Source organism: Lactobacillus huangpiensis (assembly GCF_019972815.1).
GTDB classification, from domain to species: domain Bacteria; phylum Bacillota; class Bacilli; order Lactobacillales; family Lactobacillaceae; genus Lactobacillus; species Lactobacillus huangpiensis.
In genome coordinates, this window is the sequence record NZ_BPPA01000004.1 from 1 (window position 1) to 23,812 (window position 23,812).

Consider the following 23,812-nt stretch of genomic DNA (forward strand, 5'->3'; position numbering starts at 1 on the left):
TGATTTTAGAGCACCGCGGGCAAGAAGTGTAATTATGCCAATTTTTTCGGTCATTATTTTAGCCAATAAATCAGCTTCATGATACTTTTGTCTTTTAAAAATTATCCCTTGCACTTCTCTTAATTGACGAGCCATCTCAGGCAAGATCCTTAAGGTTATAACCAATTTGCCTTAAAAATTGAGGATCAGAACGCCAATTATGCTGGACTTTTACCCAAAGATGCAAGTTAACTTTTTCACCTAATAAATCTTCAATTTGTCGTCTGGAATTGATACCAATTTGCTTAAGCATCTTGCCGCCCTTACCAATGATTATTCCTTTTTGGCCACTTTTTTCTACATAAATAGTGGCCTCTATTTGTAGCTTATTGTTCTCATGCTTGTTCATTTGTTCCACCCAAACTGCAGCAGCATGAGGAACTTCTTCAGCTGTAAACTTTAAAATTTGTTCACGAATCAGTTCTGCAACCATAAAATATTCAGGACGATCTGTTATTTGATCTGTGCCATAATACTTAGGTCCTTCAGGTAAATATTGATATAAAACCTGAATTAGATCACTAATTCCAACTCCCTGAGTTGCAGATATAGGCAAAAACTCCTTAAAAATATTTAGCTTACGATATTGATCAATTATTGGTAAAAGTTCATTTGGATTAACTTGATCTACTTTATTAATAAGGAGCACAATGGGAACTTTTGACTTTTGCAATATTTCCGCAATATAAGCATCGCCTTTGCCCATTTTTTCCGGTTCTACCATAAACAAAATGAGGTCAACATCGTTCAAGCTAGATAAGCTGGCTTTATCCATGTAATTATCTAAATCAAGGTGTGGCTTAAATATCCCAGGTGTATCAATAAAAATTGCCTGCATTTCATCAGTTGTATAAATTCCAGAAATTTTATTACGCGTAGTTTGTGGCTTACTGGAAGTAATTGCTACTTTTTGCCCTACTAGATAATTCATTAAAGTAGATTTACCAACATTAGGTCTTCCTAACAAAGCAACAAATCCAGATTTTATTTTCTTGTTTTCAACCATTATTTACCTCTGCCTTCATCCAACTGATCTGGATATAATGGCAAACCATAATCTTCCAACACTTTTCCTTGTATTTTAAACATGGTTTTTGCCTCGTTTTGTTCAATATGATCATATCCGTTAAGATGCAAAAAGCCGTGAACTAAAGTATAACCGAATTCACGATCCCAACCTGTACCATATTCCTTACTGTGTCGCATAATAACGCTTGGACACATAAATAAATCACCAATATCTTCAATGAATTCAGGCTCATCAAACACACTAAAGTCGATTTGATCTCCCCCATCTTCAATAGCAAAAGAAATCACATCAGTTGGTCTGTTTTTACCGCGATATTTTTTATTAATTTCATTACTGCGTTTTTCATCAATGAAATTAATACTCATTTCTAAATTGTTCTTTTTATTTATTTCCTTTTTAGCAAGCAAAAGGAGATTGGTAATCCACTTTTGCCAATCACGTTTTTCATTTTCAAGAAAACCAACTTCATCATTAAAAGTAATATCTATTGAATCCATTAAATCTATTTTTCTTCCTTTTCGTAGGCATTAATAATTTTAGCAACAACCGGATGACGAACAACATCATTAGCTGAAAACCAGATAAATTTAATTTGTTCAATTTTCTTCAAAATACGTTCAGCATCTATTAAACCACTGTGTTGTTTACCGGGAAGATCAACCTGCGTCATATCACCATTAACGATCATTTTCGAATTAAAGCCTAACCTGGTTAAAAACATTTTCATCTGCGCATCAGTAGTATTTTGAGCTTCATCAAGAATAACAAATGCATCATCTAACGTACGTCCACGCATATATGCTAATGGAGCCACTTCAATAACTCCTCGTTCCATTAAATGATCAGTAGTATTTGTCCCTAAAATAGCATAAAGCGAATCATAAATGGGTCTCAGGTATGGATCAACTTTTTCTTTAAGATCACCAGGTAAAAATCCCAGTGACTCTCCAGCTTCAACTGCAGGTCTGGTCAAAATAATCCTTGAAACTTCACCCTTTTTAAAAGCTGCAACAGCACAAACCACGGCGATAAACGTCTTACCGGTACCAGCAGGACCGATTCCAAATACTACATCATTTTTTTCAATGGCTTCGACATATTTTTTCTGTCCCATATTTTTGACTCTAATCGGCTTGCCTTTAGCATCCCGAATTAAAATCTTTTTATATAGGTCAGGAAAATATTCAGTTGTTCCCTTATCAGCCATTTTCATTGCGCTGACAACGTCAGCAGGACCAATATTAATATTGGCACTAACAACGCTATCTAAAGCTTTCAGAACAGCTAAAACTTTTTTGATGTCATTGTCATCACCTTGAACAGCTACACTGTTGCCAGTATCAACTACACTGGCATTATATCCAGTTGATAAAAGACTTAAATTCTTATCATTAATACCAACTAATTTTTGGATGTTCTCAGGATTTTTGGGGATAAAATTGGTTTGGGCCAAATAACTCTGCTCCTTTTCTTGTGCCTATTTCAACTGTTTGCGCACCGCATTAGAAGCTGCTTTACCATCAGCTTTACCTTTAATTTTAGGCATTAAAACTTTCATTACTTTACCAAAATCCGATTTACCTTGAGCATTAACTTCGGCAATTGCCGATGAAACGGCTTGATTGAGCTCTTCTTCCGTCATTTGTTTAGGCAGATAGCTTTCAACAATTGCCAATTCCTGTTTGGTTTCATCCGCCAAGTCTTTACGATCAGCCTTGGTAAATTCATCAATTGATTCTTCACGCTGCTTTTTTTCTCGGCTAAGAACCGTCAATTCTTCTTCAGCGGTCAAATCATGACCTGCTTTAATTTTTTCATTCATTAAAGCAGACTTGATCATACGAACAGTGTTCAGTCTAACCTTGTCGCGAGCTTTCATCGCTTCTTTCATGTCTGACATTATTTGCTCAGATAAACTCAAATGAATTCCCTCTTTCTTCACAAAATCTAGGTAAATTATAACAAATTTACACCCTAGTTTAAATTAAATAAAACATTAAACTTTAATTATTGTTAATAAAAAACGACTTCTACCTGCTTGATAAAAGTCGTTTATAAATTAATAATGTCTGCGCTTCCGAGCAGCTTCAGATTTAAGCTTCCTACGAACGCTAGGTTTTTCATAAAACTCGCGCTTGCGGTATTCTTGTAGTGTACCGCTTCTAGAAACGGAACGTTTAAAACGACGAAGAGCATCATCAATAGACTCGTTTTCGTGAACGACTGTCTTTGCCATATGTGATCCCTCCTTCCATTTCTTGACGTTACCGTCATACATTTAACTAAATTATATCAAACATCACCGGTGGGTCAATACAAACGTACAATATTTTTAAAATTTTTCATAGAAAAAACTTAACCTGTTAATGATTTTTGTTAAATTGTATAATTGAAGAAAAAGGAGTAAATAATGGCTGAAGAAACAACAAAAAAAGAAGTCAACATAATAATAATTTCAGATTCTGCTGGGGATACTGCTTTTAATAATGCTGTTGCCGCAGCTGCCCAGTTTCCTGATGCGCAAATTAATTATAGAAGATATCCGTTTATAATTAATAAGGAGAAATTAGAAGAGACCTTTGAAGAAATAGTTCAATATCCAAATTTATTGCTTATTTACAGTCTGGTAAAAGATGAAATGCAAATACCAGTTATTCGGTTTGTTAGAGAACACCATATTCAAAGTGTTGATATTTTATCTCCTGCTATCGAATCGATTCAAAAATTAACTGGTTTGAAACCGCAACAAAAAATAGGTGCTCAGCATAAAATGAATCAAAAATACTTTGATCGCATTTCAGCTATGGAGTTTGCGGTTATGTATGATGATGGCAAAGACCCTAAGGGGTTTTTAGAAGCTGATGTCGTACTTTTGGGAGTATCGCGTACGTCGAAAACTCCCTTATCATTGTTTTTAGCTAATAAAAATCTCAAGGTTGCAAATCTGCCATTAGTTCCAGATACCCATATCCCGAAAGAAATATATCAAATTGATCCTAAAAAAATTATTGGTTTGACAAATGACCTTTCTGTGTTAAATGAAATCAGACGTGAAAGAATGATTTCCTATGGTTTAAATCCCGATACCTCCTATTCTAATATCGATGCCATAAAAAAAGAATTGGATTCAGCACAAAAGCTTTATGATCAGCTTGGTTGCTTTGTAATAAATGTTGCTCACCGTTCGATCGAAGAGACTGCAGCAATTATCATGAACCACTTAGGAGTTCAAAACTAATTTTTTCTTTGTTTGCATTGTTTTCATTATTTAACTTCCATATAATTAATTTAATATTAAAAAATTAAACTATTGAAGCCAACTGAGGAAAAATAATGACAAACAAACAAGCTAATAAATCAATCAGAAGAGTGGTTGTTCTCAGACTGATCTTAATCGCTATTTTTGGCGGAATCACAGCATTAGATGGCATCATTAGCCCAATCCTAATTGGTAAATTAATGGATAATATCAGTAAAAAAGAATTTTCTACTTCGTTCGTCCTATTAGTAGTATTTTTACTGTGTTTTGTTTTAGTTAACACTTCTTTTTGGATTTGGCGCCTATTAAGCCTGAATATCAGAAGAATTATTAACAAATGGCTGAGAAGTCAGGCAGTTGCAAACTACAATGATCATCCACAACTACAGTCGAGTAAAATTTTAAATTTTATCAATGTCACTATCAAACAATTTGAAAACCAGATCATTGATTCTGTAATTATGCTCATTTATTGCATTGAGCAAGCAGTAATAACTTTATTCTTCGTAATTAGGATCAACCCTATTTTAGGCCTTACCTATTTAGCATTAGGTCTTATACCAGCATTAGTTCTCTTTGTTTTTAAAAAATGGCTAAGTAAATCAACTGACCGTTGGAACAAGTCATACCAGCGTTATTCACTGCACACCACTGAATATTTTAACGGCTTTTATACCATCAAAAGATTTGAAAGCTTGTTAATCTTTAAGGATAAACTGAGCAATCTCTTAAATGATGCGGAAAATAAATATTATCAAATGGATGCGGACAAGGAACATTCACGATTTGTTTCTAACTTGCTCTATTCGTTATCTACCATTCTTTCTTTGGGTTTGGGCGTGTACTTTGTCAGCATTGGTCAATTAACTGCTGGTGCATTAATGTCCTTTTATTTAGCAGCAGACAGGGTTACAAGTCCCATAATTAGTTCTATTCAATTCACTAACCAGTTACTTTCTAGCCGACCATTAATTGATTCATGCAAAAATATTATTTCTAACAAAGAAAAACCAATTAACATATCGTGTCTCAAAAATTTACAGATGATACTGTGCTAGAAATTGATGATGAAGCATTATCAGGTTTAGATAAAGAAAGCTACAGGCAATTTTTTGACTTGATTCTCAATTTCCCGGGCACAGTGATTGATATTGAACACAATGTTCAGCCCGCATTTGCTAAAAAATATGATAAAGTAATAGAACTTGATCAGTATGCTTTATGATAAAGAAAAGATTTAAGTTAATTATTTACTAAGTTTAATAATTTTAAGCTCATCAATTGCAGTAAATTACTATACAAAATAAAATGGAGTAAAGCAGTAATCTGATCTAGCAATAGAAAGCGTGTAGTTTTATGTATGAAAATAAAGAAAAATTAGATACAGCTATTTTCGCCGGTGGTTGCTTTTGGTGTATGGTAAAACCTTTCGATTCCCTTCCCGGCATTAAAAAAGTAATTTCGGGTTATACCGGTGGACATGTGCCAAATCCAACCTATGAAGAAGTGTGTACGGGTGAAACGGGACACACTGAAGCAGTAGAAATCACTTATGATCCTAAAATTTTGCCTTATGAAAAGTTGCTTGACTATTATTGGCAAGTAACTGATCCCACTGATGCATCAGGACAATTTCAAGATCGTGGCGATAATTATCGCCCCGTAATTTTTTATAATTCAGATGCGCAAAAAGAAGCAGCAGAAAAGTCCAGAGCAGATTTGCAAATTAGTGGCAGATTTGATGAGCCAATAGTTACTAAAATTGAACCTGCGAAGCCATTTTATCCTGCTGAAGATTATCATCAAGATTTTTACAAAAAAAATCCCCTACGTTATAGTATAGAAGAATCTGGTGGCAGAGAAGATTTCATCAAGAAACATTGGCAAAATTAATCAAAGATAAATTAAAAACCTCTTTAAATTTCACGTAAATGTGTTAGTATACTTAAGAAAAATACTAGTTTTTATATAAAAACTAGTATTTATTATTTTTAATTAGCATTTTTTCAAAAAGGAATAATTGAATAATGGACCAGCTTGACGCATTTAATCGGCGCTATAATCTACTCTCTAAAATTTCTGCCTCATTTTTCTATTCTTTAGCCGTAGCTGTGGCTTTAAATTTCTTTTGGACACCAGGACACATGTATTCTTCTGGAATAACTGGTTTTGCCCAATTAATCAATACTATGAGCGAACGTTATTTACCTGTTACTTTATCAACTTCGGCTTTATATTTTGTTTTGAACTTACCTTTGCTTTTGCTTGCCTGGATAAAAATTGGACATAAATTTACGTTTTTTACAGTCATTACAGTCATACTCGGATCAATTATGATGCGAGTAGTGCAACCAATTAACATGCACATTGATCCACTTGTCTGTGCAATTTTTGGTGGTATGATCAATGGTTTGGGAACAGGCTTTGCACTTAAGAACGGGATATCTACAGGTGGACTTGATATTATAGGCATAGTCATTCAGAGAAAAACAGGAACCAGTTACGGTAAAATCAGTATCTTAATTAATTTAATAATTATAGCTGCTGCTGGATTTGCTTTCGGCTGGACGCGTGCATTATATTCTGCCCTGACAATTTTTATCAACGGACGCGTAATTGATGCCGTTTATACTCAACACCAAAAGCTGCAGGTAACCATCGTTACAGAACAGCCCCATGCTATTATTGATGGAATTCAGGAAAAAATGCACCGTGGCATCACTATTTTTCATGATGTTGAAGGAGCTTACAGTCATAATGAGAAAAAAGTTTTGATAACTGTGATTGATCGCTATGATATGTACGATGTCTTACACATCGTGAAAAAAAGTGACCCTTATGCGTTTATGAGTGTAACAGAAGTAGAACGTGTTTATGGCAGTTTTAAGGAACAAGAAATAGTTTAATGGATATTAAAAAAGGACATGACTAGGTTTAGCATGTTCTTTTTTACATAATTTTTATTATTTAAAGAGCTTTTTATATTCTCCATAGCCTTTTTGCTCTAACTGATCATAAGGTATAAAATCTAAAGCTGACGAATTAATGCAATATCTAAGTCCTCCTTTATCAGTTGGACCATCATCAAAAACGTGTCCTAAATGAGAGTCACCTTCAGGACTCTTGACCTCTGTTCGTTCCATGTTATGAGATTGATCACGGTGATAAACTAACTTTTTTATAGGTCGTGTAAAACTAGGCCAGCCACACCCTGCATCATATTTGTCTTCACTTGAAAAGAGTGGTTCACCTGATACAATATCAATATAAATTCCTTTTTGATAAAAATCATCGTATTTTCCTTTGAATGGATAATCAGTTGCAGCTTGTTGAGTCACTTGGTACTGATCTGGAGTTAACTGCTTTAGTCTCTTATCTTTCTCATTTTGATCCATATATCACACACTCCTTACTTTGATATATTCAATATAACAAAAATAAACAAGCATGTACTAATTTTAAACTCAGTAAAATAATACTTTTTCTTAATTTTATTTACGTTCAGGCTGGGTTATAATATGGTTTCAAGAAAAATAGGAAGGATCTTATTATGTTATGCCACATTTAGCAAAAAACTTATCTGCAAAAATAAATTCTAGAATTAGAAACTTGCCTAATTCTGAAATCAGATCTTTTAGTCAAAAAATTTCTCAAATTCCTGGAATAATAAAATTAACTATTGGTGAGCCCGATTTAAATACTCCCGAACATATAAAACGAGCGGCAATTAATGATATTAATAGCAATGACTCTCATTATGCTCCAGAAGCTGGAAAGGAAAAATACTTAAGTTCCGTCAGCAAATATTTAAAAAAGAGTTTGGGTGTAAGCTATGATCCTAAAAGTGAAATTTGTGCTATTGTAGGTGTTTCAGAAGGACTGAATATTGCCGCCATGTCTTTGCTAAATCCTGGTGAGAAAATCATTGTTCCTACTCCTGTTTGGGAAGTTTATTTTGGTATTATAAAAATGGCCGGTGGAATACCTATTCAAGTTGATACTTCTGCTGATAATTTTCTTTTAACAGCCAAAAAGCTGACTGAAACGCTTGAAAATGAAGGCAAAGGAGCAAAGGCCGTTGTAATAACTGACCCCTCTAACCCAACAGGTCGAGTATACTCAGAGCAAAACTTACAAGAGTTGGCAGACGTTATCACTAAATACGATATATTTGCAGTAAGTGATGAAATTTATGCGGAATTAATTTACGGTGAAAAAAAGCATTACTCTCTTACACAGATTATTCCTGAAAGAACTGTTTTGTTATCGGGGCTGTCAAAAAGCGTTGCAATGACTGGTTGGAGAATTGGTTATATCGCTGGTCCTGCTGAGTTAATGAAGTCAATGATCAAAATACATTCATTCATGATTTCTTCTGTAACTGATAATGTTCAAATTGCAGCTTCAGAGGCATTAGAACATGGTGATCAAGACTATATTGAAGCCAGGGAAAAATACCAAAAGCGTTTGTATCTTCTTCAGGATGGTCTAAAGAAGAACGGCTATACCATGGCTACACCAGAAGGAGCTTTTTATATTTTTGCTAAAATACCAAGCAAATTCGGCTGCGATGATGTCGCATTTGCTGAAGATTTGGCTGAAAAAGCAAAAGTTGGGGTAACACCTGGAAGTTATTTTGGTGCTGGAGGTCATGGATACGTTCGCTTTTCATATGCATCTTCTGAAGAAAAGCTCAAAGAGGCTATTAAGCGCATTACTGATTACACTAATAATAACTAAAAAAGCTAATTTCTTGGGGTATTCAACTCTAGTAGTTTAAAATTTATAGTGTAGTCGTTTATATTTTTAACAAGAGAAAGGGTTAAGATTATGCAAGTAACAATGAAAAGTCAACCTCTGTCAACAAATGGCGAACCACCAAAAGTGGGAGAAGAATTACCAAGTTTCAAGGTAAAGCAGGCAGACGGTTCTATTGTTTCAATGGAAGAATTAGTTGACAAGCCTACTTTAATCAGTGTAGTACCTAATATTAATACCAGCGTCTGCAGTATTTCTACTAAACGTTTTAACGGTGAAGTTGATAAGTTTAACGGTATCAATTTTTATACTATTTCTACCAATACTCCAGAAGAGCAGAAAAACTGGTGTGCAGCTGAAGGCGTTTCAAAGATGAAACTCTTGTCTGATGATTCTTTTGATTTTGGTAAAAACATGGGCTTATTTATTGAAGCTAATAACTTAGATTCCAGAAGCGTTTGGATCGTTGATGCAGATAAAAAAGTTTTGTACCAAGAACTTATTCAGGAATTAACTAACGAGCCCAATTACGATAAGGCTTTAGATTTTTTACAAAGTTTAAAATAATCTAGTTAAAAGCGGTTAAGGAAATGATTTCCTTAACCGCTTTTTTTACTTTAAAAAACAGGTTTATCAAGTACAATCCACTTATCAAAAGTTTGATCTGCTAAATCAAAATTATCTGGGTTTAATAAAAATTGCTTGGCTTTAACTACTAAAGGCGAAGAATTTGCAATACTTATCTTTGCTAATGGTATGCTGATTGCTCCTAAAGAGTCTTGACCGGCAAATTGTTTAACTTCTCCTTGAACTTTACCAATAGTTTTCTTTATTTCATAAAAAACGCAAATATGTTGATTAAAATGCCATTGTTCATAATCCCAAGGGTATTTAAACGAAGTAACACCAATTTGTCTGTAATCTTGAACTATTAGGCCTGTTTCTTCATTTACTTCACGCTTAACTGTATGGTTTAATGATTCCCCTTCTTCTAAACTACCTCCTGGTAAGTCGTAGCGATTAATATAAGGACCACCATGTTTTTTAATCACTACCAACATTTTTGAATCGCCAATAATGCCATAACAACCAAAAGCTCGATGAAATTGATTAGTCATATGAATTCCTCCTAATTCAGGTCATTTTTTTAACAATAAGTGAACAAAATAGCATGAAGAGCATAATTCTTCATGCTATTTTTATTTTTGTCTTCTCTTTAATCCCAACTGGTATTTTGTGCAGCATCTTTTTCGGCTTGTACTTTCAAGTTTGCTTCAATTTTAGCTACATCGTCTTGATACTTATCTTCGACCTCAATACCCAAATCAGTTAATTGTTGTTCAGATACAGGAGCAGGTGCATGCATCATTGGTTCTGAAGCATTGGCATTTTTCGGGAATGCCAATACATCACGGATATTATCTTTTTCAGCAAGCAGCATTGCAAAACGGTCAAGCCCGATGGCAAGTCCAGCATGTGGTGGAAAGCCCATATCCAAAGCTTCAAGAAGGTAGCCAAATTGTTCATAGGCACGTTTTTTGGTAAAACCGAGTGCTTTAAACATTTTTTCCTGAATTGAACGCTTATGAATACGTATTGAACCTCCACCCAATTCATCACCGTTCATAACTATATCATAGCTGCGAGCGTGAGCCTTGTGCGGTTCAGTATCCAATAATTTAATACCTTCATCATCGGGCATAGTGAATGGATGGTGCGCTGCAATCCATCTACCGAATCCTTCATCATATTCAAATAATGGCCAATCAACCACCCACACAAAGTTAAATACATGTTTTGGAATAATATTTGTTTCTTTAGCGAATTCACGACGCAAATGGTCAAGCGAGTCGCAGCAAACTTTCCATTTGTCAGCAATAAATACGACTAATTCGCCGCCTTGCAAGTTAAATTCATTGATTAAAGAAGCTTTATTTTCATCAGTTAAGAATCGAGAAATTGGACCAGAGAACTCACCATCTTCAAATTTGACCCAAGCCAAACCTTTTGCATGGTAGCGCTTAATATAGTCCTGCTTTTTCTCAATTTGTTTGCGAGAGTATTTTTGAGCAGCATCTTTAACTGCAATCCCTTTAACAAAGCCACCATTGGCAATAGCACCAGAGAAGACTTTAAAAGCACTATCCTTAAAGATTGGACTTAAGTCGTGAATCAACATGCCAAAACGAGTGTCTGGTTTATCTGTTCCGTAATTATTCATTGAATCTGTCCAAGAAATGCGGTCAATTGGAGTTTTCAGATCAATTCCCATTACGTCTTTCATGATTTTCTTGAGCAAGCCTTCAGTGTAGTCTTGTACCTGCTGTTCATCGGTAAAAGAAGTTTCCATATCAATCTGAGTGAATTCAGGTTGCCTGTCACCCCGCAAATCTTCGTCTCTAAAGCATCTAGCTAACTGATAATATTTATCAAATCCCGCTCCCATCAATAGCTGCTTGAAAAGCTGGGGAGATTGTGGCAGAGCGTAAAAACTGCCAGGATAAATTCTAGATGGTACCAAATAATCACGAGCACCTTCAGGTGAAGACTTTCCTAAAATTGGTGTTTCAATGTCAATGAAACCATTTTGATCAAAAAATTCATGTGTTGCTCGTAAAATTTTTGACCGTAAAATGATAGCATTTTGCAAGTTGGGTCTACGCAAATCCAAATAGCGATACTTTAGCCGAGTCTGTTCGGCAACTTCAACATTATCTTTAACTTCAAACGGCGGATTCTTGGCTTTGTTCAGCACATTGATTTCTTTAGCCTCGACTTCGACTTCTCCCGTTTTCATGTCAGGATTAATACTTGAACGCTTAACTACTTTACCTTTAACCTGAATTACATATTCATTTCCTAGTGAATCTGCAATAGCCATTAACTCTTGGCCTGAATCATGATTAACTACAACTTGGACAAGACCTTCTCGATCGCGTAAATCAATAAACACCAGATTACCTAGATTTCGCACACGTTGTACCCAGCCGTACAAATTTACACTCTGATTAATAAATTTTGATGTGATATTACCACAATAGTCAGTTCTTTTTTCCATTTTTTATTCCTTTAATTGTTTTATTACCGCATTCATATCTTCGAGATCGTTGAAATTAAACTTAAATGTTTTAGCATCAGCAAGTCTTTTAACATTTAAAACTTCGGCAGCTAACTCTTTGTCGCCAAGTGTAATGACGTATTTAGCTTTAGCTCTATCCGCTTTTTTAAATTGGGCTTTTAACTTCTTTTGATCAACATCATATTGAACTTTTAAACCTTGCTTACGCAACAAACGAGCAATTTCGACAGTTTTTACTTCGGTTCCTTGACCAATATTGGCAATAAAGAAATCAATACCCTGATCTTTAAAAAGTTCGGGATTTTGTTTTTGTAAAACCAGCATCAAGCGTTCTTCGCCTATACCAAAACCGACTGCGGGTGTTCTTGGTCCGTCAAATTCCTCTACTAAATTATCATAGCGGCCACCACCTACAATTGCAGATGCAGATTCCCAAATACTTTTATCTTCTACCATAAATTCAAAGATTACACCAGTATAATAATCAAGTCCGCGAACTAAATCATTATCAATCACATAATTAATTTTTAATTGGTCCAGTATCTTTAGAATTTGGTCAAAATTTTCTTTTGATTTTTGATCCAAATAATCAACTATTTTAGGTGCTTTAGGCAAAAATTGCTTATCCTGTTCATCTTTGGAATCTAAAATACGCAAAGGGTTCTTTTCTAACCTTCTCTTTGAGTCTTCTGAAAGCTTTTCTCTGACAGGCTTAAAATAATTGACCAGTGCATCATGATAATCTTGACGAACTTGTGCATTACCCAGCGTATTAATATGTAACTCATAATTTTTTACACCGAGTTTGGCTAATAAATCATGAGCCAGGACAATTGTTTCTACGTCAGCTAGTGGATTAGAAGAACCAAAGCTTTCAATTCCTATTTGGTGAAATTCACGTTGACGACCTGCTTGAGGTCTTTCATAACGAAAAGTTGATTCAATATAATAAACATTTAAAGGCTTCGCTACTTCTGGTGCATAAAGCTTATTTTCAACGTAAGCACGCACAACTCCAGCTGTCCCTTCAGGTCTTAAGGCAATGTGTCTGCCACCTTTATCATTAAAATCATACATTTCTTTTTCAACTACATCAGAAGTTTCACCACTTGAACGTGAAAAAACATTGTAATTTTCAAAGCTGGGTGTGCGAATTTCGCGATAATTTGCTCGTTTAAAAAAGTCACGTAAAATTTGTTCCACCTTTTCCCATGAACCAGATTCATCTGGCAAAATGTCAACTGTTCCTTTAGGTCTTTGAACTCTCATTTAATCATCCTTTTAATAAAAAAACGTCCTTGAACAAATCAAGGGCGCTCTGATTTAGCACGGTACCACCTTTTACCTGCTGCGAATAACGCTCGCGATGCGATCATTATCTGGTAAAGGGGTCACAGTTAGTTTTTTACCACCCTTCCACTAAAAACAGGTGGTCTCTGAATAAAAATACTAAACTTCAGTCTTTGTCATTGATAATTCTTTTTTAGAATATAGTTTTCCTAGCAAAAAGTCAACCTGTAGTACTACTATGCATGATATTTACAAATCCAATACAATTGTGAAAGGACCATCGTTTTGTAAATCAACCTGCATGTCAGCACCAAATTCACCTGTTTCTACAGTTAAACCCAGTTTCTCCAATTCTTCATTAAACTGTTCCCATAACTCTTTTGATTTTGGTGGTCTCATTGCATTGATAAAACTTGGTCGATTGCCTTTTTTGGTATCTGCTAACAATGTAAACTGACTGACACTTAAAATCTGTCCGTCTACGTCTTTAATTGCTAAATTAGTTTTACCATTTTCATCTTCAAATATACGCATTTTAGCAATTTTAGCTGCAGCTTTTTTAACAACGTCAGCTCCATCGCCTTCTTTTAAACCAACTAGCAGTAATAAACCCTTGGAAATTTGTCCTACTGTATTTTCAGCTATTTTTACACTAGCCCTGTTAACTCTTTGAATCACAACCCGCATTAATTATCAGCCCTCCTTGTCTGGTATACGTCTGGTATATCCCTTAACTTTGTCAAAATTCCATCTAATTGAGCTGAATTGTTGACTGCCACTGTAGCATATATATGGGCAATATTATCTTCGTTAACCTTACCAGAAATATTATTAATATTCGGTGTTAACGTATTTAACTTTGTAATAACATCAGTAAGCAGCTTTCCTCGGTTGTAACCAAAAACTTCAATATTGGCATTAAATGCCTGAGCACTGTTTTCTTCAACATTTTCCCACTGAACTTCGATCAGTCTGCCCTTGCTTTCGTCATTATTTACAATGTTGCGACAATCTGTTCTATGAATTGTCACGCCCCGACCTTTAGTAACATAGCCGACAATGTCGTCTCCTGGTACTGGGTTGCAGCACTTGGCCAAATGAAGCATCAGGTCACTTATGCCTTGTATCATGACACCATTTTTGTGCTTGATCTTCATTGCCTTAGAATCTTTTTTACTTGGTGGATTTTCAGAAACAGATTTTTGCCCAGAATTCAGAATTTCTTCTTCAAGTTGCTGTTGCTTTTTCTTTTCATTTTCGTGCCGGATATCCGCAGTTAGCCTGTTGACCACACCAATTGCCGAGAGATCACCAAAGCCGATTGAAGCATACATTTCATCAGCAGTGTGGTAATTTATTTGCTCTAAAAGAGGCTCGATATGTTCTTTAGACATAAATACTTTGGGTGAAAGTCCTTGCTCACGCAATTTGTCTGCAACCATTTGCTCGCCCTGTTCAATACTGTGGTCACGATCAAGATTTCTAAAGTAACGGCGAATTTTATTGCGTGCACGTGAGGTCTTAACCAGATCTACCCAGTCTCGTGATGGAGTGGCATTAGATTGAGTCATGATTTCAATGACATCACCATTTTTTAACTTATAATCTAATGGTACTAATTTGCCATTGACTTTAGCTCCAACTGCATGGCTACCCACTTGAGTATGGATTTCATAAGCAAAATCTAAGGTAACTGAACCTTTTGGCAGTTCATAAACTTCACCTTTAGGAGTAAAAACATAAACGCGATCAGAGAAGATCTCGCTTTTAACGCTTTTCATGAATTCATCAGCGTCTGAAGTTTCATCTTTTAATTCTAAAATTTCACGGACCATGTCCAATTTTTCATTTGAACTGGTTTGTTCTACGCCTTTAAAATTTCCCCTCTTATATGCCCAGTGAGCAGCCACACCGTATTCAGCAACTTCATGCATTTGTTCAGTTCTGATTTGTATCTCAAGAGGTCTGCCACCAGGGCCAATAATCGTAGTATGAAGTGATTGATAACCGTTAACTTTAGGTACAGCAATATAATCTTTAAAGCGACCTGGCATTGGTTTCCATTTAGTATGAACAGCACCCAAAACCGCATAACAGTCTTTAACTGTTTTAACAATCACACGTACTGCTAACAAGTCATAAATTTCATTAAAATCTTTATGCTTGTTGACCATTTTCTTATAAATAGAATAGATGTGCTTTGGACGACCATATATTTCATACTTGATTCCCAGACTATCCAAGCTTTCTTTAAGTGTCTTGATCGCATCTTGAATATATTTTTCTCTTTGACTACGTTTAAGACTCATTAAATTAACAATGCGGTAATATGCTTTTGGATTTAAATAATGAAAACTCATATCTTCGAGTTCCCATTTAACTGTTCCAATACCCAAACGATCGGCTAAAGGCGCATATATATCCATTGTCTCCGATGCAATTCTGCGTTGCTTATCAGGGCGTAAATGCTCTAGTGTATGCATATTATGCAGTCTGTCTGCCAGCTTGACCATAATCACACGAATATCTTTTGCCATTGCAATCAACATTTTTCTGTGATTTTCAGCTAGAAATTCTTGGTGTGATTTATATTGGTATTTATTTAACTTAGTAACGCCATCTACTATAAAAGCTACATCTTTACCGAAGTTTTCTTTAATATCGTCATTGGTCACTGGGGTATCTTCTACAGTATCATGTAAGAATCCCGCAGCTACTGTATCAGGGTCAAGACTTAATTGAGCAAGAGTGCCGGCAACTTGGGTAGGATGAACGATGTACGGTTGTCCAGAAGCTCTTTTTTGATCTTTATGAGCATTTTCAGCAAATTTATATGCTTTTTCAACAAATGCAATTTGATCATCATTCATATATTTTTTACAGGTATCTATCACCTGCTCATGTGTCATTTCAATATACTTTGACATAGAATATCGCCCCTTCTAGCATTAACCATAGATTTGATTATCCATTAAACCAAATATTTCCAAAATCAGGTAAATTAACCCAAATAAAAAATTGTAATTGGCATATTTCAATAAAACAATTAAGCAAAAACAGCCCGGCATAAACAATAGCCAATAGTGCCTTAAATTAAGTGCTTTAATCAATTTGCCAATGTGATAGCTGATTATGCTGTTGAGTACTATAAATAAGAGACCCACACGATAAATAGTCCCTATTGAAAACAGGCTAAATAAGAGTGGCAAAATCATGACTAATATACTCCAGCAAATTACTGGTGTTATCTTATAGCTATTTAACTTTTTAAAAAAAGGAATATTTTTTAGTTTATCAATCAACTTGTCAGTTCCTTACTAATTTAATTATCTATTATAACTCTTTTTAGTTATCTTTTCTTTCAATAATTAGCCCAATCCAACGTCCCTGCTGCATTGACAATATAATATGGAACCCATTTACGGTCAATGCCTTCTTGATTTTTTCAATCTGGTCACAATCTATCCCAGAAAAAATCACTCTTCCTTTTAAATTTAAATGTTCATTCAATTCTGGAATTAAATCAAGTAAAATTTCAGCTAAAATATTTGCTACAATAATATCATATTTACCCTTAACTTTATTTAATAAATTCGTCTTCTGTAGTTTTATATTATTTAAATTGTTTAAAGATATATTCTCATTAGCAGCAGTTATTGCCTCGTCAGATATATCCGTTGCTAAAACCGATCTCGCTCCTAAAACAGATGAAGCAATAGCTAAAATTCCAGAACCGGTGCCAACATCACAAACAGTCTCTGGCTTGATTAAAGTTTGTTCCAGTCCTAGCAATGCTAGTTGAGTGGTCTTGTGTGAACCTGTTCCAAATGCTAGGCCTGGATCAAGCTTAACTACTTTCTGGTCTTTAAATGCAGGCTCATATTCTTCCCATTCAGGTACTATTGCAAGGTGTCTAGAAAAGGCAATTGGATGATAAAATTTTTGCCATACTGTATTCCAGTCTTCATCTTTAATATAAGAAGCACTCACTTTAGCCTGGCCTATTTTCAAACCATAGCTTTTTAATTCAGACAACTTTTTTTGGTACTTTTTAACTAAATCAGCCTTATCTTGTTCTGTGTCAAAATACGCTAAGAATTGCATATCCTCAGGTAAATCTTTTATTTCGTCTAATTTAACAATAGTTGAATCAGATTCCCAACCTGCTTGTTCGAAGTCCGAACGACTTCGTGTTTCAGTGCCCAAACAGTGCAGTACATCATGACTATATATATTTAGTGCATCTTCAACTTCATGACTAGTTTCTATTTTAATAATTAATAATTTCATTATTTTTTTAACTCCCTTTTTATTTTCCCTATTATCAATGCTATCATTAAAAAGGTGATCATAATGTCAAAAAAGAAAAATAAGATTGAAAAAACACTTGTTGAAAAAATATTGGATAGAAATAAAATCTCTTATCGCCAAGCAGAATTTGCTACACATGAAGACTCAGGTGGTGTGGCAAAAATGGATACATCTATTTTAAACGAGAAAGAGCACTTGGTCTATAAAACTCTCGTGTGCTTCGGAAATAAGACACCTGCTTTAGTAGCTGTAATTCCAGTAACTGAACATTTAAGTATGAAAAAACTAGCAAAAAATTCAGGTAATAAAAAATGTGAAATGTTGCCTCTGAAAGATTTAGAAAAGACTACCGGTTATGTACATGGTGCCAATACTCCTATTGGGATTTATTTTAAACATCACTTTCCCATTTTTTTGGACAATAGTATGGTTCGTGAAGAAAATGTTGCTGTTTCAAGTGGCAAAATAGGACGTAGTGTATTTCTAAAACCTCAAGATTTGCAAAAAATTACACATGCAAAGTTTTGTGATTTACTTGAATAAAAAAGTCAAATTTAGATTTCGTCTCATTTACTAAAAATTTTTCTCCTTAAAAGTTACTTAAGTTATAGTATTAAAGCTTTTTTTCTAATATAATTAAAACAAATGTAAAGTATAAAGAATAGGAATAAGCAAATGACATTGTTAACAGATGAACAACTTGCGAATATCGCACATGACTATTTTTTGAGCAAGCTGAACATTGCAGAAATCTCGAAAAAGTATAATCTCTCTCGTTATCTTATAGCTAAAGCAATAGAAGAAGCCGAAGATAAGGGAATTGTGAAAATTAGTATTTATCAAAGTCCTAAACGGGCACAAAAACTTGAGCGTGAATTCCAAAGACTCTTTGATTTAAAAGAAATTTATATCTTAGAAGATAAAGAAACCAAAAATCAAGATAATGAAATGATTGTTAACTTTGCAGCTAAACAAATACAGAATTATATTAATTCCGCTCATGTCATTGGTTTAACTTGGGGAACTCTCTTAAGAGACATTATTGATGATTTTTCAGTAGAAACGCGTGATGATTTGACTTTTGTACAGTTGTTAGGTCAAGTGGTTAATGCAAGCAAGCGTAAACTGCCATTGATTCAACATGCTGCCAATAAGTTCAGCGCAAAATGTCTAACTTTTCCTGCCCCTCTTTATGCGATTGATCCAACTTTAGTAAAAAAGGTTCATAAAGAACCATATTATGAATACATAGAAAAATATTTCTCACAGCTCGACCTAGTATTTGCAAGTATCGGAACATTCCAGTCGTTAGAATCAGGTCAATTCTTTATGGATCATTATGCTGACAAACTTTTTGCTGGTCTGGAGAAAAATCAATTAGCAGGAATTATTTTTGGCAGGCCTTATGATATTAAAGGACGCTTTTATAGTCCCATTGAACCACATATATCTGGTATCAGCCTCTCTAATATTTTTGCAATTCCTGATCGCTTTGTAATTGTTAGAAATCGCTTTAAAGAAGATGCTCTTTTGGGAGCGTTAAGGACAGGCGTAATTACTCACTTGATCACTACTAGTGGAATAGCAGAAAGAGTTTTACATAAGAATGACACTCTTTAGTTTTAATCAGACGTTATCTCCTGTCTATACAAATTAGTGATATAATTTTGTAATTCCGTGACTGAATGTCTTCTCGAACGAGCACATTCTTTGGCAGGTCTTGAACATAAAAAACATCTGCGAACAGGCATACCCAATTCTTTGCGGGATATAGCCTGTTTTTGCTTATTAATCAACACATCAGCATCAAAAAGTCGATTTAGTTTTTGATGATCTTCAAATTCAACTGCTTTTTCTTTTACAACTCTGTAGTTACTATTAACAAGGTAAAAATTTTCTGGACCAGTTACTTTTTCCCAATGTTCATAAAGAATAAAAGGCAAATTACTGCTTTGAAAAATTTTTTCTAAATCAAAAATACCTTCGGCAAATATTTTTTCTAAATAACAATTGTTTTTAATAGGTCCGGGAATATTCAATTTAACATCCAATAGTGTAATCTTTGGAAACTTTTGCAAAATTTCTTGCTGAAGCTTGACTCGTTCATCTTTATTTTCCAGTACTTCAGCTATACTCTGAGGCTTACCTTCAGCAAAAATTGTTTTTACCATCTGACATCCTCCTCTTTTTATATTATAGCCAAAAAATGTGAGAACAAGTTAAAGCTCATTCTCACACTTTTTTTAAAATAAATAATTAGTCTTTTACTTGCTTAATAGTATCAATAATTGTGCCGTCTCGATACTGAATAAGAGCAACAGTCCGATCAGTATATGCCAGTGGTTTTGGAACTCCAACTTGTTGTTGAGCCATTTTTTGAAGTTCCCTAATATCAACTACATTAAGTTCAGGCACTTTGGCAAAAGCATCTATGAGATCCTTACGACGTGGATTAATTGCAATTCCTCTTTCAGTTACCAAAACATCAATTGAATCACCAGGAGTTACAACTGTTTCAACTGCTGGAACAACAGTCGCATTTCGTCCGCGTACCAATGGAGCAGTAATAATAGTCATTTTGGCTGCAGCTGCATCTTGGTGACCACCAACAGCACCACGGATAACACCATCAGAACCGGTCATTACGTTAACGTTGAAATCTGTATCAATCTGTAAAGCCGAAAGAATAGCAACATCTAAATTATTAACTACTGCCCCTTTATTGTGAGGATCGGCGTACCAAGATGCATCAATCTCTTGTTGATTTTTATTCTTAGCCATTGATGCAGCAGCACCTTTATCAAAATCCTGTACATCCATAATTTTTTTGACCAGGCCTTCCTCAAGTAGGTCGGTTGTGGGCTTGGTAATGCCACCTAGAGCAAACGATGCTGTGATGCCATCTTTTAACATTGATTCTCTTAAATATCTAGTCACAGCAAGAGCAGCTCCGCCAGATCCTGTCTGAAAAGAAAATCCTTGCTTATAATAAGGTGAATTAGTAATTACCTGATTAACGGTTTGCGCAATCTTCAGCTCTTTTGGATCTTTAGTAAAACGAGTCGCTCCTGAACCAATTTTATCCGCGTCACCTATTTGATCAACCTTAACAACGTAATCGACCTGAGTTTGTTTAATAGAAGCAGGAGTATTTGGATAATCAACAATGTTGTCTGTCAATAAAACTACTTTATCCGCATATTGAGAGTCAATCAATGCGTAACCTAAAGAACCGAATACAGCATCTCCTTCTTGACCATTAGCATTTCCTGCAGGATCAGAATTGGGAACACCTAAAAAAGCAACATCAATTTTGATTTCTCCTTCTTCAATTGAACGAGCCCGATTGCCGTGAGAACGGAAAATTACCGGATTCTTAAGTCCACCGTGGGAAACAAAATCCCCTAAGCTGCCTCTCATTCCAGAAGAAGTAATATTGGTAATGACACCCTTTTTAATTGCTTCAATTACTTTGTCATTCATAACACCAGTCAAAGAAGAAGGAGCTAAAGTCAGATCTTGATAACCCATTTTAATAATTAAATCCATTACTTTGTTAAAAGCAAAATCGCCATTTCTAAAGTGATGGTGAAACGAGATAGTCATACCATCTTTTAGCGTCTTTTTGATAACTTCTTCTAAAGAATCGACCACTTTTGATTCGCCGGTGGTAACTTGCACTTTGGGTGCAACTCTCTTTACTTCAGGATTGCCAACTACAACAGACTTAAATGGTTTTAGATTCATATCAGTCATCAAATCATCTGGCAAATTGCGCTTTACTTTATTCTCCAATGTAATTACCCTCCTCATCAATTAAATTCGAAGCTTTTGCTGTTTCAATAACACGATCAGCTTTTTCAACTACAGGTTTGTCAACCATCTTACCGTTCATCGAAATTACTCCAGAACCCTTTGCTTTTGCTTCCTGAATTGCATTTTGCACAGCAAGAGCATTTTCAATTTCGTCTTTAGTTGGGTTGAATACTTTATTAACCATTGGAATTTGACGGGGATTGACCAAAGACTTACCATCATAACCAAGTTCATAAATATATTTTGTCTCGCGGTAAAATCCTTCTGTGTCATTCATATTTGAAAAAACTGTATCGAAGGCATAAACATCTGCAGCTCTAGCAGCTTGTAAAACCATATTACGAGCAAATTCAAGTTCACGTCCGTCAGGATAACGGTGAGTGTGCATATCAGCAGTATAATCTTCGCCAGAAACTGCCAAGCCCATCATCAAAGGTGTTGCAGTAGCAATTTCAGGTGCATTAAGAACACCTTTGGCACTTTCAATCGCAGCCATTACTCCAATAGAACCTTTTTCAACGCCATATTCTTCTTCTGCCTTTTCCATATCTGCTACTAATTTTTTAATCATTGCAGCTGATTCTGTTTTTGGCAGACGAATAACGTCAACGCCAGCTCGAACCATTGCCTTTACATCTTCGTCATAAAAAGGAGTATCTTGACCATTAATTCTGACAACTACTTCTGCACCACCAAAGTCAACAGTTTTTATAGCATTAAATACTAACATTCTCGCTGCATCTTTTTCAGTTAGAGATACTGCATCTTCCAAATCCAACATAATAGAGTCGGCACCATAGATACCGGCATCCTTAACCATAGCTGGATTATTTCCCGGCACAAACATCATAGTTCGACGCAAACGATTTTTTACGTAAGTCATTTATTGTAGTACCTCCAATCTTGGTTTATCTGTGGTTTCGGTTGCTCTTTGAGCTGCAGCCAATGTACGTGCAGCAATTACGCAGTCAAGAGCGCCTTTATCAGTTGCTTTAACCTTTGCATTTTCAATTCCGAATTTTTTAAGTACATCTGTTATTACTTTTTTGATCTGATCCCCGTAAGATTTGGCTACTTCGGATTCCAAATCAATTTCAACGCCATTTTGACCAGCTGATACCATTATTTGAATATCTGAAGATTCTAAAGTTCCTGCCACTCCAACAGTCTTAATTTCCATTGATGTTCATTCCTTTCTTTATTCTTTCTTGTAAAATTTGATAGTTTTTATTAATAAAATCAAAAGTAGTTGGTGGAACTAAATTTGAAATTTCTTTTAAATTATTACTTTTGATCAGCTGACGGACTCGTGTAGCTGTAATTATTTGATCGTTATTGCAAAAGCGCTTAACAATTTCAACGTCAATTTTCGGACTAAGTGTGTTTTTTAAGCTTTGATTATAGAAATTAGTTGTTCTTGAAAATGGTTCAGTACCTAAATAACGCTTTTTTATTGCCAATTTCGATGCAATAGTATTTCTAAAAATTAATGCATCAATTTCTGTTTGCGTAGCGATCAGTTCATCAGGTGATTTTAAAAAGTATGCCGGAAAAGTTGATTGAGAAACTAAATAGTCCCCACCACTAACTACTAACACATTTTTGTACTCAGATGTTCCTTTTTTTACAAGTTCCATTCTTTCATTCGTTTTAAATAACGAAGCATCCGTAGCAACAACAAACACGTATACCAGATCATTCTCGCTACTAGCAAGTTTTACCAGCCCTTGATGACCTAAAGTAAATGGATTAGCGTTCATGACAATTGCTGCAACTTTTTTATGATTTTGGTCTTTTATTATGGGAATTTTTGCCAAAAAATCCTGAATATTTGGTGTGCCACTCTCTAAAAAAGCAGCCTCATCAGTATGAGCTAGTTCCTTAAAGTTTAAATGAGAAAAACTGGATGAATATTTTGACTTAGTGAATACAAACGAATGATAAATTCTTTGACTAAAAAGATATTCTTGTAGTGCCGAAACTATTTGATTAAATCTTGCTCCCTGAACAGATTCATCATTTGAAACCGCAATATATTTGAGAACATTTCCAGCAATGCTACCTGTGCCTACCAACTGACCATCTTCATCAATTAGGCCAACTGTATGATCAATCACAGCAACTTCACGAGAGCTAAAATTGTTAATTCCTTGACTAATCAGGAATTTTTGCCACCTTTTTTTGGTTTCCGGTAAAGTTAAAAAAAGTTCTACGGTTTTATCCATTTGTT

General features: G+C 35.0%; 27 protein-coding genes. 9 read left to right on the top strand and 18 right to left on the bottom strand.

Annotation, left to right across the window (positions count from 1 at the left end; genetic code table 11):
• The 6 genes from LDM90_RS04080 to rpsU form a co-directional block, all read right to left on the bottom strand.
• Positions 1–135: recombination protein O N-terminal domain-containing protein (locus LDM90_RS04080; protein ID WP_223898703.1), on the bottom strand; the 135-nt coding region annotated here is incomplete at its 3' end.
• Between the two features lies 1 nt (position 136).
• Entirely contained in the window at positions 137–1,045 is a 909-nt protein-coding gene (gene era / locus LDM90_RS04085; protein ID WP_223896547.1) for a GTPase Era, read from the bottom strand.
• The gene (gene ybeY / locus LDM90_RS04090; protein ID WP_223896546.1) at positions 1,045–1,566 is read right to left on the bottom strand and encodes an rRNA maturation RNase YbeY; all 522 of its coding nucleotides are present in this window, start codon (positions 1,564–1,566) and stop codon (positions 1,045–1,047) included. Before ybeY ends, era begins: the two co-directional genes overlap by 1 nt.
• Positions 1,567–1,571: 5 nt before the next feature.
• The gene (locus LDM90_RS04095) at positions 1,572–2,522 is read right to left on the bottom strand and encodes a PhoH family protein (protein ID WP_223896545.1); all 951 of its coding nucleotides are present in this window, start codon (positions 2,520–2,522) and stop codon (positions 1,572–1,574) included.
• Between the two features lie 24 nt (positions 2,523–2,546).
• A complete protein-coding gene (locus LDM90_RS04100) occupies positions 2,547–2,990 on the bottom strand; it encodes a GatB/YqeY domain-containing protein (protein WP_034979771.1) in 444 nt (147 codons plus the stop codon).
• 138 nt (positions 2,991–3,128) lie between these two features.
• Positions 3,129–3,305: a 30S ribosomal protein S21 gene (gene rpsU / locus LDM90_RS04105; protein ID WP_009560161.1), complete on the bottom strand. Its 177-nt coding sequence runs from the start codon at positions 3,303–3,305 to the stop codon at positions 3,129–3,131.
• Positions 3,306–3,479: 174 nt separating this feature from the next.
• Between rpsU and LDM90_RS04110 the strand changes: the two genes are divergently transcribed.
• The 5 genes from LDM90_RS04110 (at position 3,480) to LDM90_RS04130 (ending at position 7,234) form a co-directional block, all read left to right on the top strand.
• Positions 3,480–4,307, top strand: a complete 828-nt coding sequence (locus LDM90_RS04110) for a pyruvate, water dikinase regulatory protein (RefSeq protein WP_034979765.1) — start codon at positions 3,480–3,482, stop codon at positions 4,305–4,307.
• Between the two features lie 95 nt (positions 4,308–4,402).
• Positions 4,403–5,386: an ABC transporter transmembrane domain-containing protein gene (locus tag LDM90_RS04115; RefSeq protein ID WP_223896544.1), complete on the top strand. Its 984-nt coding sequence runs from the start codon at positions 4,403–4,405 to the stop codon at positions 5,384–5,386.
• On the top strand, positions 5,353–5,553 hold the full coding sequence (locus LDM90_RS04120; RefSeq protein ID WP_223898696.1) for a P-loop NTPase family protein: 201 nt from the start codon (positions 5,353–5,355) through the stop codon (positions 5,551–5,553). The genes LDM90_RS04115 and LDM90_RS04120 overlap by 34 nt, the downstream gene beginning before the upstream one ends.
• Positions 5,554–5,684: 131 nt before the next feature.
• Complete coding sequence (msrA, locus tag LDM90_RS04125; RefSeq protein WP_223896542.1) at positions 5,685–6,221, top strand: peptide-methionine (S)-S-oxide reductase MsrA; 537 nt, start codon at positions 5,685–5,687, stop codon at positions 6,219–6,221.
• A 134-nt stretch (positions 6,222–6,355) separates the two neighbouring features.
• Positions 6,356–7,234, top strand: a complete 879-nt coding sequence (locus LDM90_RS04130) for a YitT family protein (protein WP_187160172.1) — start codon at positions 6,356–6,358, stop codon at positions 7,232–7,234.
• Positions 7,235–7,291: 57 nt separating this feature from the next.
• Here the strand turns inward: LDM90_RS04130 and msrB are convergent, their stop codons facing one another.
• The gene (gene msrB, locus LDM90_RS04135; RefSeq protein ID WP_034979756.1) at positions 7,292–7,723 is read right to left on the bottom strand and encodes a peptide-methionine (R)-S-oxide reductase MsrB; all 432 of its coding nucleotides are present in this window, start codon (positions 7,721–7,723) and stop codon (positions 7,292–7,294) included.
• A 160-nt stretch (positions 7,724–7,883) separates the two neighbouring features.
• On the opposite strand from msrB, the gene LDM90_RS04140 reads away from it, so the two are divergent.
• The gene (locus LDM90_RS04140) at positions 7,884–9,068 is read left to right on the top strand and encodes a pyridoxal phosphate-dependent aminotransferase (protein WP_223896541.1); all 1,185 of its coding nucleotides are present in this window, start codon (positions 7,884–7,886) and stop codon (positions 9,066–9,068) included.
• Between the two features lie 90 nt (positions 9,069–9,158).
• A complete protein-coding gene (gene tpx, locus LDM90_RS04145; protein ID WP_034979750.1) occupies positions 9,159–9,653 on the top strand; it encodes a thiol peroxidase in 495 nt (164 codons plus the stop codon).
• 50 nt (positions 9,654–9,703) lie between these two features.
• Here the strand turns inward: tpx and LDM90_RS04150 are convergent, their stop codons facing one another.
• The 6 genes from LDM90_RS04150 to prmA all read right to left on the bottom strand — a co-directional run bounded on the left by LDM90_RS04150 (position 9,704) and on the right by prmA (position 17,745).
• A complete protein-coding gene (locus tag LDM90_RS04150; protein WP_223896540.1) occupies positions 9,704–10,204 on the bottom strand; it encodes an NUDIX hydrolase in 501 nt (166 codons plus the stop codon).
• A 98-nt stretch (positions 10,205–10,302) separates the two neighbouring features.
• A complete protein-coding gene (gene aspS / locus LDM90_RS04155) occupies positions 10,303–12,144 on the bottom strand; it encodes an aspartate--tRNA ligase (protein WP_223896539.1) in 1,842 nt (613 codons plus the stop codon).
• Positions 12,145–12,147: 3 nt separating this feature from the next.
• The gene (gene hisS, locus LDM90_RS04160) at positions 12,148–13,434 is read right to left on the bottom strand and encodes a histidine--tRNA ligase (protein ID WP_223896538.1); all 1,287 of its coding nucleotides are present in this window, start codon (positions 13,432–13,434) and stop codon (positions 12,148–12,150) included.
• Positions 13,435–13,704: 270 nt separating this feature from the next.
• Positions 13,705–14,142 (bottom strand): D-aminoacyl-tRNA deacylase, encoded by a 438-nt coding sequence (dtd, locus tag LDM90_RS04165; protein ID WP_034979714.1) that lies wholly within the window; start codon positions 14,140–14,142, stop codon positions 13,705–13,707.
• On the bottom strand, positions 14,142–16,382 hold the full coding sequence (locus tag LDM90_RS04170; protein ID WP_198211890.1) for a RelA/SpoT family protein: 2,241 nt from the start codon (positions 16,380–16,382) through the stop codon (positions 14,142–14,144). The genes dtd and LDM90_RS04170 overlap by 1 nt, the downstream gene beginning before the upstream one ends.
• Before the next feature lie 418 nt (positions 16,383–16,800).
• A complete protein-coding gene (prmA, locus tag LDM90_RS04175) occupies positions 16,801–17,745 on the bottom strand; it encodes a 50S ribosomal protein L11 methyltransferase (RefSeq protein WP_223896537.1) in 945 nt (314 codons plus the stop codon).
• A 63-nt stretch (positions 17,746–17,808) separates the two neighbouring features.
• Here prmA and ybaK point away from each other — a divergent pair, with 63 nt between their 5' ends.
• On the top strand, positions 17,809–18,309 hold the full coding sequence (gene ybaK / locus LDM90_RS04180) for a Cys-tRNA(Pro) deacylase (protein ID WP_223896536.1): 501 nt from the start codon (positions 17,809–17,811) through the stop codon (positions 18,307–18,309).
• A 132-nt stretch (positions 18,310–18,441) separates the two neighbouring features.
• The gene (locus LDM90_RS04185; RefSeq protein ID WP_198211895.1) at positions 18,442–19,386 is read left to right on the top strand and encodes a sugar-binding transcriptional regulator; all 945 of its coding nucleotides are present in this window, start codon (positions 18,442–18,444) and stop codon (positions 19,384–19,386) included.
• Between the two features lie 2 nt (positions 19,387–19,388).
• On the opposite strand, the gene citX is transcribed toward LDM90_RS04185, so the two are convergent.
• The 5 genes from citX to citC all read right to left on the bottom strand — a co-directional run bounded on the left by citX (position 19,389) and on the right by citC (position 23,807).
• Complete coding sequence (gene citX / locus LDM90_RS04190; protein WP_223896535.1) at positions 19,389–19,937, bottom strand: citrate lyase holo-[acyl-carrier protein] synthase; 549 nt, start codon at positions 19,935–19,937, stop codon at positions 19,389–19,391.
• Positions 19,938–20,022: 85 nt separating this feature from the next.
• The gene (gene citF / locus LDM90_RS04195; protein WP_308443169.1) at positions 20,023–21,561 is read right to left on the bottom strand and encodes a citrate lyase subunit alpha; all 1,539 of its coding nucleotides are present in this window, start codon (positions 21,559–21,561) and stop codon (positions 20,023–20,025) included.
• Positions 21,551–22,465 (bottom strand): aldolase/citrate lyase family protein, encoded by a 915-nt coding sequence (locus tag LDM90_RS04200; RefSeq protein ID WP_109586341.1) that lies wholly within the window; start codon positions 22,463–22,465, stop codon positions 21,551–21,553. The genes citF and LDM90_RS04200 overlap by 11 nt, the downstream gene beginning before the upstream one ends.
• Complete coding sequence (citD, locus tag LDM90_RS04205) at positions 22,466–22,762, bottom strand: citrate lyase acyl carrier protein (RefSeq protein WP_034979687.1); 297 nt, start codon at positions 22,760–22,762, stop codon at positions 22,466–22,468.
• Positions 22,752–23,807 (bottom strand): [citrate (pro-3S)-lyase] ligase, encoded by a 1,056-nt coding sequence (citC, locus tag LDM90_RS04210; protein ID WP_223896533.1) that lies wholly within the window; start codon positions 23,805–23,807, stop codon positions 22,752–22,754. Before citC ends, citD begins: the two co-directional genes overlap by 11 nt.
• Positions 23,808–23,812 lie beyond the last annotated feature (5 nt).